We start from the raw sequence: 12,214 nt of genomic DNA on the forward strand, positions 1-12,214 counted from the left end.
CAGTATTTAAATGTATATATTTACCAAATGGACAGAATCACCTTTTCTTTAGGTTTTGTCCTTTTGGCTATAATTCACAAAAATATATTTACTGAAAATTTCGACTATATTTATGCAACGCTAGTGATGGTGTATATGAGAAAGGAGGTGGTTACTTATGGAAAACAAGGCTAACAAAGCGAGTCTGTTAACAGAAGAAGACATCCAATATTTAAGAAGTAAGCTTGCTAATGTCAGTTCTCTATCAAAAACTGATCGCCAAGCTCAGTCTTCAAAAAAACGTCTTGTCTCATACTATGTAAGATAATCTGAGATTATAATGAACCCATAGGCCGAGACACAAGAAGGCGAGCAATAAGTTATAATGGAACAATGGAAAAGAGAAATCGATACACCGCAGAATTTAAAACAAAGGTTGTGCTGGAGGTTCTACGGGAAGAGTAGACAGTCAACGAAATTGCCGGTAAATATGAGTTGAATCCGGTCATGATCAAGCAGATGGAAAGCAGAGTTTCTGGAACGAGCCCCGATGGTGTTTGGACAAGGGACGAGAGAGGTGGAGAAGCTTAAGAAAGAATACGAGTCCAAACAAGAGAATTTGGAGCAGCTGGTTGGCCAACTCACGGTTGAAGTCAACTGGCTCAAAAAAAAAAATCTGGGTTCAAATAAATCACATGACGAGCGCAAGGCGATGATGGAACGAAACCACCCTGCGATCACCATAAAGCGTCAGGCGGAACTGCTCAGCGTGAATCGCACCAGCATATACCGGCAGCCAGAGACGCGTCAGGAGAGCACAGAAAACATACAGATCATGCATGCCATCGTAAAGTGTATACGAAATATCCCTTTTTCGGTTACAGGCGCATGACGAGCAAGCTGCAGGAAATGGGCTGGTCGGTGAATCGCAAGCGTGTGCGGCGTCTGATGAAGTTGATGGGCATTCAGGCGATCTACCCGGGACCGAACCTGAGCAAGCGATATCACGCCGAATATGTTCACCCCTACTAGTTGCGCGGTTTGATGATTGATCGCCCCAACCAGGTCTGGGGAGTCGATATCACCTATCTGCGCATGGGGCCGGGATTCATGTATCTCTTTATCATCATCGACTGGTACAGCCGCAAGATCGTGGATTACGAGTTGTCGAGTACGCTGGAGAAAGGGTTTGTTATGACCTGCTTAAACCGGGCGCTCCATCGTTGTCAGCCAGAGATCATCAACAGTGATCAGGGCAGTCATTTTACCAATGCAGATTACCTTAACCTGTTGGAGCAGCATGGCGTCAGAGTGTCTATGGACCGCAAAGGAAGAGCAAGAGACAACAGTCGTACAGAACGTTTCTTCCGATCCTTGAAATACGAGAATATTTATTTGAATGAGTATGAGAATCCCCGAGCATTACGAAAAGGATCACGGTATATATGACATTTTACCACACGGAGCGTCCGCATCAATCGCTAGGTTACGCCAAGCCTGATCAAGTGTATGCCGGAACCGTCATTTTGAAAAAAGCTTCTTGATGAGTATGGTCGGAGGTACAAAGATCATCGTAGACGGCTTTACATGGAGGGCGGGCATGATAGGCTGGCTCGCCACGCGATGGAAGGTTTCCCACATCGCCCTATCGTGAAAACTCATGCCCGCAGAGGCTCCATGTCAAGCCGACGGCCTCCCAGAACAAAGAGCCCCTTTTGTTCATTCTGGCTCGTTTTGATATAAGTATCACCCATTTCAGACGAAGGAGGACATAACTTATTTTTTCTTAATTTGTGTCTTGACAACGGGGGGCATTACAGATTGGCGGTGGCTAATTCAAGCTGCCGCCAAGTCTTGATCACAGAAAAAATAAACCACAGCGGTAATATGTCAAGGGGTTGATCCATGAAAATTGGAAATTAATTTTGTAAAATCACCAATTTCCTCTAAAAAAGGGTACATCAAATAAAACTCACCATTAATCTGAATTTTCAAACACATTTTATGTTCTAAGTGAGTGGAAAATAAGGAAGAAGTTGGTCGAAATAAATCATTTCCTCCTCTCAGGTGGTGTGTACAATTGATTGGTGCTTAGTAGCGAGTACACCAATCGTACCAATTTTCTTGCGGTAAGGACGATGGCTCTTTTGTGCTTATGCTTAGGTACTTCATTGTATTTCTTCTCGTAAAAGGTTTTGTATTCTGAGTCGTGTTTCCGAACACTTTCAGTAGCCTGGATAAGATAGTACCGAAGGTACTTGTTTCCCGAGTGGATCCTTTTAGTATCTTCAGCTTCAAAATCACCGGATTGATGCTGACTCCATACCAAACCTGCATATTTTGCAAGAGCATGGTGGTTCTTAAAGCGTTCAATCCCTGCGATCTCAGCAATGATTCCAGCTGCAAATACAGGGCCAATCCCTTTAACAGAAGTTAAGGTCTCAGGAATCCCTTTCATTAACTTGGCGATCTCTTTATCCAGTCGTTTTACTTCAGCCTCCATGTGTTTAATCACACTCAGAGTAACGGATAGAGAGATGTTGACGGGATCCTCCATCACTTTATTTAATCTATAGGAAGATCGAGCGATTTTCTGTAGATATTTAGCGATCTCTTCAGGGTTGCCAAAACGATTTTTACCATGTTCTTTTAGGAAATCAATGAGTTCTTCGATGGACATGGAAACAATTTGCTCAGGTTCTAACTCTTGAATAACAGCTAGGCATGTGCTGCCAAATGTATCCGAGAATGGGTTATCTTGACGTATTCCACTAAACTTCAAAAAGACTTGATTTAAAAAATATGTCTTATCTCTGGTAATGTTTTTCATGAGGTGGAATCGTGTTCGGGTTAACCGCTGCAACGCTTCATATTGAATGGTATCTTTCATTTCATTAGGAAGTCGATTAAAACGCAGATGGTCTGCAATAACCCAGGCATCGATTCGGTCGTTCTTTGGCAGAGTATCATATCCCTTTTTAAAGCGGGCGACCTTTCTTGCATTCAAGACGTAGATTTGAGCATTTAATTTCGGTTCGTACCCTTCCAATTGATCGTTTAAGTAATGAGCGAGGTGCCATCCAAGGTTTGATGTGGCTTCCAAACCAATTTGAAGATGTTGGCTATTCGTCTTCTCTGAGGTTGCTAAGATTTTTCTGATCAGGGTGTCTGCCCCGGTTTGATCATTAGACACAGAAAAGGATGTCAAGGATCTTCCCTCCGCATCCATGAATTGTACATGGTGGGAGCGCAAGCTTACGTCTATACCAACTAGCATTTTCGACATAGGATCACCTCCAGTACAACGAATAATCAAACGATTCTCAGACCTGGGTGCCCATGGGAACCACCTGGAACAGCCTCGTCATCAGCACTCATCTTTCATCAAGCACAATTACGGGCGCTACTCCCTCTTCATGAAAGGGGTGCAAACAGCGGTTAGAAAATCAATGGTGGATCATGGGTAGCAGGCTTTAATAGCAGTACCTTAATGGTCCGCAAGGAGGAAAAGAAATATCCTGAGAAAAGCTTGTCGATCCCATTGTCCCACAGGCAAGTCTGAGTTTCTATTAAAAAATGGTTCCAATTGCGATGCGTGATGACACATCCGGAACCATTACCATATGGAGTTGTAAAAGGGCATAACAAAGTAAACCGTTAGTGTTTTTAACGATCAGATAAAATCAATCTTTTTGATGAAATAACCCGCCACCCTTGACCTAAGCCTTGTGCCCACGGTTTGAGTATCCAGGGCTGGGATAAATAATCCCCTACTTGGGGCACCCAACCTACCGAAGTGTACCATGGGCAACGATACTAAGCCGCTGCTGTGTGGGTCCCTGAACCCTTCACATCATCAGCTAAGTATCGTAAGGCTACGGTCAATGGGCAAGCAGCTAACGCTGTGGCTTCCTCATCCCGCAGGGATGAAAAAAGGGTAAAACAAAAACTAAATCTGGGATGAGAAAGCTCACAGGCTAACTCATTTTATTAAAAACGACAGAATCGATTCTGGAAATTCTTCAAGAGCAATTCCAGTTGTCCGGATCAACTGGATATTGCCTTAAAATAAGCTTATAAACTAATTATACGAGGAGGTTTAGAATATGAAAATAGGTTTTTTAGGTCACAATGGGTTTGCTTTAGGGGATATGGATAACCCTGTATTAGTAGATCCGATATTATTGCCAAAATACGGAGATGAGTATAATCCGAGTGCTGTAGAAATTTATCCTCCAAGGAAGATTAATTTAGATCAACTTCCAAACATTTCAGCTGTCATTATAAGTCACGAACATTCAGATCATTTTCATCTACCAACATTAAATTTACTTGATCGAAAAGTTCCCATAGTTGTGGGGCCGACAATGATTGATTCAGTCATAGAGTATATTAATAAATTGGGCTTTCGCGTCCGGCGCTTAGAATTTGGTAAAGAAGAACAGTTTGGTTCAGTTCTTGTGACACTTTATCCACCTGATCCTGAAACGGTTTTATGGGAAAGTAGGGTTAGCCAAATTTATGTACGGGATATCGAGCAACCAACTGAAGGAGGAATTTACCTTTGTATTGATGCAATACTTTCTCCTATGTTTCACGATGATGTAAATAGCGGAAAGATTCCAAAGCCGCGTGTTATTGCAGTAAGCAATAACTCCCAAATTACTCCTGATGGGGTTTTTGGTTCATTAGATAATATGCGAGATGAATTTTATTCGGAAGGAGCTGTCCCAAAAAAAGGGTTTGTAGCACTTGATATTCTCCATGAGCTCCTTGTGTCATCTATTGAAAATGCACCTTCATTGCGTGGTTCTAACTTTTTAATCTGTGGAGGTGGCTTTCTTAAAGACTATGATGAAATGGGTCCTTTCCCTTATTCAGAGCAACATAATTTAGCAGAAATTGCATCGAAATTAACAAGATTTATAAATGTACTTGGTCCACTCCCCGGTGACATTCTCTCATTGAAAGACAACCTTGTTATGAAAACAGATAATCTATCATGGTTAAAATTAGATCAAAATCTGTTTCAACAATTAATTACGAAGCGCGAGAAATTTATTAAATCTAAAAAGTCAATTCCTATGAAGTCTGTTTTATTTGCACCTACCTATGAATCTGAACAAGAAGCACTAAAAATTATAGAGTCCGAACTAGCCCTTATTGCTCAATCTATTTTACTATCTTCAATTGGTAAGGAACTAATTTTATTAGGTCAACATAAAAACCTAGGTTCTTCAAGATTTTTGATACAAGTTTTATGTAGTCACTCTAAAGATCAATCCTGGGAACTCGACATTTCAGAAGGTATGTTTCTACCTACTAATACTTTGGAATTTTCAAAAGCAATAGAAAAGTATCCTTTTGGAATTGTAATAAGCGCTGTCGACTTTGCAGCGGTCATTACTGGAAAGCTGCAAATCTGGGATGTAGCTGGGGTTGCAATGAGGTCATGGTATCAAGGTAATTTACTCTTATCACCAGTAGCTTTATTCTATAACCTATATGGTGAACATACTCGCCCAGATATTGCTCTTGACGTTTATAATAAACAAATAGAAAAGTTACTTGGAAAGGTGATGATTTGATGACACGGTCTGTAGTATATATTGGGCACCAGTCATGGTTAATAGACATTGACGGAACAAGGATCCTTGTCGACCCAGTCTTAACACAGTCATTTGGCCATAATGAGAAACTTCGTTTTGAAATCTTTCCTAATCGATTGGTTTATACAGACAAAATGCCAAAAATAGATGCCATAGTGATTACTAACGAACATCTGGATCACTTTCATCCCCCGTCACTACGCATGATTTCAAAAAATATACCTATATTTATGCCTGAGTTAATGCCAAAAGTTTGTATACGTGAAGCAAATCAAATTGGCTATCAAGTTCAATTACTTCGTCACGGACAAAAGGTAAATGTTAAGAATACAATAATCCAGTTATTCCAAGGTTCAAACATCGTACCGGTATGGGAAAGTAGAGCTGCCAGTCTATACATTGAATCCGTTCATGGAAATGAGGGCATCTTTATACAATCAGATACCATCATTGACCATGCCGCTGCTATTTCATGTAAACCTGATATCTTTATAGTAACACATAATGGTCAAATCCCTCCAAATAATAATTTGGGAGCATGGGATAACTTATTGCCTATCCCTAGTGATCAACCAATCGAAACTACAGGAATTCAGCTTTTACAAGAAATTCTTGACCAAAGTTATCAACTTTTTCCTAATGCCCAATGGATATTATTTAGTGGAAGTGGCTATCAACAAAAACCAAAAAAACATGGTCGTTTTCTTTGGTCTGATTATCGTGAACTAGAATATATATTAAACTCATTACGTATAAGTGGTCCTCAAACGGTTGGATTACTACCTGGTGAATTAGCAGATTTTAGTTCAGAACTTAAACGTCTCTCTGTAGATTGGATAAATATAATCAACGACTACCAAGAAAATAATGTAGAATGGGTGACTTTACAAACAATATCCGATTTGCCAGCTATTTTTGATCAAATAGTGTCATCTGAACAAAAAAATCTTATTATAAGTGAAATTGAACGTATGACTCAATTACTCCTTATATCATCACTTGGTCACTACATGATTAGTACAAATTATTTTCTTGATCGACCAGTTGGCCCACATCGATTTGCAATTTATCTTCGTAATTATCATGGTATACAAAGAGATGCTGTTCTTGCTTTAAATATAAATAAAGCTAAATTTGAATGGGTCGATTTAAGTTTAAAAGAAGTGCTATATCAAATTCCATACGGAATTGATGTTAATGCTTCTGATCTGTGCGCAGTTTTTGAAGGACGTATTCATATATGGGAATTAGCAACCAGCAGAATGAGGCAATGGTACTTATGTCCTAAATTTGATAGTCCGGTAGCTTTTCTTTATAGCTTATATAGTGAACAACTTCGCCCTGACCTAGCCGAAAAACTATATAAAAACTTAAGTATGGTACAAGTAAAATGAAAATTGCTGTTGGCGGCCCACCCGGTTCTGGAAAAAGTACTATATCTTTTTTACTTTCAGAATGGTTAACACTACCGGTTTACTCACTTGATGATTATAGAGAAAAGTCTTACCAACAATGGGGGTATTCACCCAAAACTGCGGAATCGATATTAAAACAAAAAGGGGCATTAGCATTACATCATTATGAGAGTAAATTTGAGCTAAGGGCATTGGAACATATTTTAAAATTGAATAAGTCATTTATCATTGACCTTAGTGGTGGTGTACTATTTCAGCATGGTATAAAAAACAAAAGGAGATTATATGTTGCCCTTACAAAGATTAATCTTTTACTACTGGCTTCACCTACCAAAAATGGCTTAAATAATGCAATTAATATATTAAAAGACCGTATTGAAAAAAGAGAAAACGGTTGTGAATATGTAGATCACTGGATTAAATTTGGAGGAATAGATTTTTTACGTAAGATAGTCAATATTACTTTGGATATTTCTAAAAAAAATAATGTTATTTATATCGATACTGAGAATTTTGAAGAGAATTTTTTATTAGAAACATTGCAGTTATTCTTTAAAGAATAAAAATTTATAGTTATCCCATTGAACGATAATTGGAGGAAATCATGTAATGCTGAACAGCCTCATCCATCTAATACAACCACTCAAGAATAAAACTTTTCGGCGACTTTGGGTAGGTCAATTTTTAAATGTATCTGGTGATGCTATTTTTGGAGTTGCTATAGGATTAGTATTATTAAAAAGAGCACATCCTTCACAAGATTTAGGGCTTCTTCTAGGTACATTAGCCGTTGGATCAACTGTATCACTAATTCTTGGAGGTGTCCTAGCTGACAGATTTCGTAAAAGCAGGGTACTCATTACTTCTGATATTCTTCGACTATTTGGAGTATTGGAGATAATATTTTTAAGTCACAATGCCTCTCTTCCCTTATTAAGTTTGTTTGGTTTATTAATAGGAATAGGCGAAGGAATATATCGCCCAACATATGCTGCATTGATTCCTGAAATAGTCGATAAAGAGGAAATTAGGGCAGCAAGTGGTTTACGTTCAGCTACAAATCGCGTAGGGACAATTATTGGGGCAGCTTTAGGAGGGGTTTTATCCTCATTTGCAAATCCAATAATTGCACTTTGGTTAGACGCAGCTACATTTACTATTAGCATAATCATTCTTTTGTTAATTCCTGATTCTATAAAAGAAAAGAATAAAAAAGAAAATTTGTTAAAATCATCAATAAGTGCTTTTTCATATGTAGTTTCTAAACCATGGATAGGCGCAATTATTATTCAGGGAATGCTACAAGTTGCATTTGTTGTAGCACCTGTAACAATTCTTTTACCATTAGTTTTTGGCAACAAACATCCTGAGCTTTATGGAATCACTCTTTCATTAGAAGCTATTGGAGCCTTTATTGGTTCACTTGTTGGGGCTAGCTTTAACACTTCTCGTCAGGGACTCTACGCAATGATTGCCTTAATGTTACAGGCCCCTCAGCTTATTATACTAGCAACTGGGTACTACGATTGGCTATTATTACCAGCTGGTTTTTTGACTGGTTTTGGATTATCTGTATTTGGTGTAATATGGATGACATCCCTTCAACTTACAACACCTAGGGAAAAATTAGGACGTGTCCTTTCTATTGATGCACTCGGTAACTCCGTAATCTCTCCAGTAGGTTTCATTATAGTTGGACATTATATACCTATACTAGGTTTTAAGATTGTTGCATGGATAGCTTTAGGTGTATTAATTTTAACAATTTTAGGATCTCTATTAGTTCCTGGTGTGATACACTTTGGTAATAAAAAGATTAGTTCTAATATTGGAGGAAACCATGTTTAAAAGTAAGAATATGCATTTAAATCAAGTAGCTCAATGGTTTCTTTATCCGAAAATGACTCTGCCTATATGGATTACCCCTACCAAAGGGGTGTTTGGAAAATTAACTGGTGACGTTTATCAACAATGGGCTTTTGAAAATGATTACGTATGGCAATTTACTGATTTACCACTTGGTGTCAATAGAGCTTTTCCAACTAGTGGTGGTCTTTACGCATGGTTTTTTTCAACTATAGAAAAAGATAACGGTTTGTGGGTGCGACAAGCAATTTTTGAGAGAGGAAAATTTGAAATTCCTCGTTATCAGCCAATTGGTCTTTTCAGAGGAGCAATTTCGTCAAAAAGCGGAGTTATTTCTTCACTTCTCGTAAATAATAATACAATTTTATCTTTGTTATCAAACGATAATAACGCGACAGTTTATCCAATTTATGAATTAGAAGGTGATTGGGAACTCCGCGATGCTAATTTAGAAATTCAATTAGCTGTTCTCTTAAGTAACGAAAATGAAAACACGGCTGTTATGATAAACTTATCTAATGGGAAATTAAAATATTTTAATATAATTAAGATTATAGATGTGGCTTTAAATATTGCAACTAAAAATTTACTTGTTGCAGCGAGCATAGAACGAGATGGAATAACAGTAATAGATTACTCTCGAAATAAAAATATATTCATAAACTTGCCAAGTACAGAAGTAACGATCAAACCTTATTCATCTAAACACTCCATAATAAGAGCAGACATCTATGGGCGAAGTAAGCTTTATTTACTTTCGTTAATAGACGGTGAAATTAGTGAAATTAAGACACCAAAAGGTTCTATACCCGATTTTACGATAAATCAACAAGGTAATATATATTATCTACATAGTAATATGATGACACCACCTCACTTGCGTATTCATACTATTAGATCATCTACAGATAAAAGAGTTGGGTTTATTCCGCCAGCAAAATATGAAGTTAATGCAAATCTTGAAGAAATTTGGGTACCAATCACAGAAGGCAGTATCCATGTATTTATATCGAAACCAAAAAATCCTCGTCCTGACAACATGAAAATATTCCTAATCCATGGGGGTCCCCATTGGGCAGATTTTGATGAATATTCTCCTATAAGAGCTAGTTGGGTAGATGCAGGATATACTGTTATACAAGTAAATTATCGTGGATCTCTAACTTATGGATTAGAGTGGAAAGAAAAAATATATAATCGTGCGGGAAATGTAGAAATTGAAGATATCATGTCCGTTAAATCCTATTTGGATCATCAACTAATGGGTCCATCAATAATTTCAGGAGAATCCTGGGGAGGCCTTATTGCTCTTTTAGCAGTAGCTAAATACCCTAGACATTGGCAAGCTGCTATAGCGCATGCACCTATAGCTGATCCAATTAGGAACTATTTTGATGAAACACCTTTATTTAAAGAAATGGATCACATTTTGTTTGGAGGTACACCAATAACTGCTAGAAATACTTATCTTAATTCATCCCCATTTGAACTTGCAAATAATATACAATGCCCTGTAATGATAATTAGTGGTGATAATGATGAGAGATGTGGCTTAAAACAAATTGAAGCGTTTGTAGACAAATTAAGTAAACTTGGTGGTAAGGTGGTTCATATAAAAACAACTGCTAGTCACATTTTGGTGAAAACCAAACTCAGAATCCAATTAATGAAGGAGGAATTGGATTTTGTAAATAATCCAGATTTGTATATTAAACGTAATTCTTTAATTAAATATTTGTAACTATCATTAGAGGAAGTTAAGCTAGGAAGAAACTACCCAATGAACGTTCTTCTGTAGAAAGAGTTAATGCTTATTAAAAAAAGTATTTCTAATGACAAACTACGCTACTGAAAGTTCAATTTGAAATAAACTTGTTTGATATATTACGCAAGTAAACCAGCAGTAAATCATTTAAACAAAAATGAAACTCGAACAGCAACTGCTGAATAATTCAGGAATGTCAAAATTTTAAGATTAATCATTCAAAATCAGCTAGTCTATAATTTTTTAAAAGATTAATTATGAGATTGAAATTGGTTGAGAAAATAATACCAAATTAATATAGAAAGGAGAGAATATTATAATTAATTACACCTTAAAAACTGAAAGCTAAATTCGCCCAAAATATCAGATTACGATTCCAGAAGAGATCCGACAGAAAGCAAAATTAAATGTTGGCGATAAATTGATTTGGCAATATGATGAAACCCGTTCTGAGATCATTGTGATGTCTAAACCAAAATCCTTTTCTGAAAAACTTTGGGGTTTAGGAAAAGAAGTGTGGGAAAAAGAATCTGTAGATGAATATGTCAAGAAAGAGAGAGAGAATTGGTGAAAAGTAAAATATTATCATGAATTCACACAATAGCACTAGATACGAATATATTCATCTATGTATTTGAACAATCCCCTCAGTTTGGAGAAAAAGCTAAAGATATTTTAGAACGTATTGAGAATGAAATAACCCATCCAATCATGATGTAGGATGGGTTATTCCTTGAATAATTCTGCTATTTTCCTTACAGCAGTGGCAATCGACTGGACAGCAAATGGATCCCAACTTGGATCTGCCTTTTCTAATGCACTGTCATTCGTAAAATCAGTTAACCGATCAATAGGTTGTGTCCATTTTTGATCTCTCCATTGAAGCTTATATCCTTGACTACATTTAATCACAAAGAGGTGAAGTTCAGAACCTTTTGCTAGCACTCTCGCTTCAACAAAGGAATCAGAATGATTCTTGACTTCAATCGTCACAGGCCACTCCTCATCATATTCATAGATAGGTGTACCTGCGGCTTCCATCCGTTGCATCCAAGATGGGCTTGCTTGACACATTGCTTCTAGTATCATAGATTACTCCTCTCGGGTTCGGTTTTATTCATTCCCATTATAGAATTCTCCGATGAAAGGCGCAATATCTTGACGCTACTCCTCAATGAGCTTCTTGATTTTTAGATATTCCTCTTCTGTGATCTCACCTTTTGCATAATGATTACGTGAACTACCCGCCACCTACGCTTCGCTTAGAGATGGGGGCTTCTAAGGTAATCGCACCTAACGGTACGAAATTTACTTAGCTATCGAGCCTGTTCCATGCTCTATTTATGATTATACTAACAGTCGCAATCCTTCACGCTTGATATTGATAGAAGCGTTCCAATCTCTATCTGCCAAAAAACCACAATCACAATGGAATATGCGCTCAGAAAGAGATAGAGACTCCTTTACTTGACCGCAACATGAACAAGTTTTGGATGATGGAAACCACTTATCTATTTTGATAAGCTTTTTCCCCTGCTCCTCTAACTTGTATTGGAGAAAGGTGGTGAACATGCCCCAGC

Annotated in this window: 10 protein-coding genes and 1 pseudogene; 8 read left to right on the forward strand and 3 right to left on the reverse strand. The window is 37.6% G+C overall.

Going from position 1 to position 12,214, the window contains the following annotated elements:
* Positions 1 to 157 precede the first annotated feature (157 nt).
* Both TEPIDINF_RS06695 and TEPIDINF_RS06700 read left to right on the forward strand, forming a co-directional pair.
* The gene (locus tag TEPIDINF_RS06695; protein ID WP_421691590.1) at positions 158 to 307 is read left to right on the forward strand and encodes a hypothetical protein; all 150 of its coding nucleotides are present in this window, start codon (positions 158 to 160) and stop codon (positions 305 to 307) included.
* Between the two features lie 65 nt (positions 308 to 372).
* A pseudogene (locus TEPIDINF_RS06700) lies at positions 373 to 1,523 on the forward strand (IS3 family transposase).
* Between the two features lie 506 nt (positions 1,524 to 2,029).
* Here TEPIDINF_RS06700 and TEPIDINF_RS06705 read toward each other — a convergent pair.
* A complete protein-coding gene (locus TEPIDINF_RS06705; RefSeq protein ID WP_421691591.1) occupies positions 2,030 to 3,265 on the reverse strand; it encodes an IS110 family RNA-guided transposase in 1,236 nt (411 codons plus the stop codon).
* A gap of 820 nt (positions 3,266 to 4,085) precedes the next feature.
* Between TEPIDINF_RS06705 and TEPIDINF_RS06710 the strand changes: the two genes are divergently transcribed.
* The 6 genes from TEPIDINF_RS06710 (at position 4,086) to TEPIDINF_RS06735 (ending at position 11,205) form a co-directional block, all read left to right on the forward strand.
* A complete protein-coding gene (locus tag TEPIDINF_RS06710; RefSeq protein ID WP_421691592.1) occupies positions 4,086 to 5,567 on the forward strand; it encodes an MBL fold metallo-hydrolase in 1,482 nt (493 codons plus the stop codon).
* Complete coding sequence (locus tag TEPIDINF_RS06715) at positions 5,567 to 6,982, forward strand: MBL fold metallo-hydrolase (RefSeq protein ID WP_421691593.1); 1,416 nt, start codon at positions 5,567 to 5,569, stop codon at positions 6,980 to 6,982. The genes TEPIDINF_RS06710 and TEPIDINF_RS06715 overlap by 1 nt, the downstream gene beginning before the upstream one ends.
* Positions 6,979 to 7,566, forward strand: a complete 588-nt coding sequence (locus tag TEPIDINF_RS06720; protein WP_421691594.1) for a hypothetical protein — start codon at positions 6,979 to 6,981, stop codon at positions 7,564 to 7,566. Before TEPIDINF_RS06715 ends, TEPIDINF_RS06720 begins: the two co-directional genes overlap by 4 nt.
* A 46-nt stretch (positions 7,567 to 7,612) precedes the next feature.
* The gene (locus TEPIDINF_RS06725; protein WP_421691595.1) at positions 7,613 to 8,851 is read left to right on the forward strand and encodes an MFS transporter; all 1,239 of its coding nucleotides are present in this window, start codon (positions 7,613 to 7,615) and stop codon (positions 8,849 to 8,851) included.
* Entirely contained in the window at positions 8,844 to 10,610 is a 1,767-nt protein-coding gene (locus TEPIDINF_RS06730; RefSeq protein ID WP_421691596.1) for an alpha/beta hydrolase family protein, read from the forward strand. Before TEPIDINF_RS06725 ends, TEPIDINF_RS06730 begins: the two co-directional genes overlap by 8 nt.
* Positions 10,611 to 11,001: 391 nt before the next feature.
* Complete coding sequence (locus tag TEPIDINF_RS06735; protein WP_421692151.1) at positions 11,002 to 11,205, forward strand: AbrB/MazE/SpoVT family DNA-binding domain-containing protein; 204 nt, start codon at positions 11,002 to 11,004, stop codon at positions 11,203 to 11,205.
* A 155-nt stretch (positions 11,206 to 11,360) separates the two neighbouring features.
* On the opposite strand, the gene TEPIDINF_RS06740 is transcribed toward TEPIDINF_RS06735, so the two are convergent.
* Positions 11,361 to 11,723 (reverse strand): hypothetical protein, encoded by a 363-nt coding sequence (locus TEPIDINF_RS06740; protein ID WP_421691597.1) that lies wholly within the window; start codon positions 11,721 to 11,723, stop codon positions 11,361 to 11,363.
* 258 nt (positions 11,724 to 11,981) lie between these two features.
* Positions 11,982 to 12,214: zinc ribbon domain-containing protein (locus TEPIDINF_RS06745; RefSeq protein ID WP_421691598.1), on the reverse strand; the 233-nt coding region annotated here is incomplete at its 5' end.

The sequence above is a fragment of the Tepidibacillus infernus genome (genome assembly GCF_048898065.1).
GTDB lineage: Bacteria > Bacillota > Bacilli > Tepidibacillales > Tepidibacillaceae > Tepidibacillus_B > Tepidibacillus_B infernus.

Excerpts from the sequence above, each read along its gene's own strand:
- TEPIDINF_RS06740 (WP_421691597.1), bottom strand. The coding sequence starts at position 11,723 with ATGATACTAGAAGCAATGTGTCAAGCAAGCCCATCTTGGATGCAACGG.
- TEPIDINF_RS06730 (WP_421691596.1), top strand. The coding sequence starts at position 8,844 with ATGTTTAAAAGTAAGAATATGCATTTAAATCAAGTAGCTCAATGGTTT.
- TEPIDINF_RS06715 (WP_421691593.1), top strand. The coding sequence starts at position 5,567 with ATGACACGGTCTGTAGTATATATTGGGCACCAGTCATGGTTAATAGAC.
- TEPIDINF_RS06695 (WP_421691590.1), top strand. The coding sequence starts at position 158 with ATGGAAAACAAGGCTAACAAAGCGAGTCTGTTAACAGAAGAAGACATC.
- TEPIDINF_RS06710 (WP_421691592.1), top strand. The coding sequence starts at position 4,086 with ATGAAAATAGGTTTTTTAGGTCACAATGGGTTTGCTTTAGGGGATATG.
- TEPIDINF_RS06720 (WP_421691594.1), top strand. The coding sequence starts at position 6,979 with ATGAAAATTGCTGTTGGCGGCCCACCCGGTTCTGGAAAAAGTACTATA.
- TEPIDINF_RS06725 (WP_421691595.1), top strand. The coding sequence starts at position 7,613 with ATGCTGAACAGCCTCATCCATCTAATACAACCACTCAAGAATAAAACT.
- TEPIDINF_RS06705 (WP_421691591.1), bottom strand. The coding sequence starts at position 3,265 with ATGTCGAAAATGCTAGTTGGTATAGACGTAAGCTTGCGCTCCCACCAT.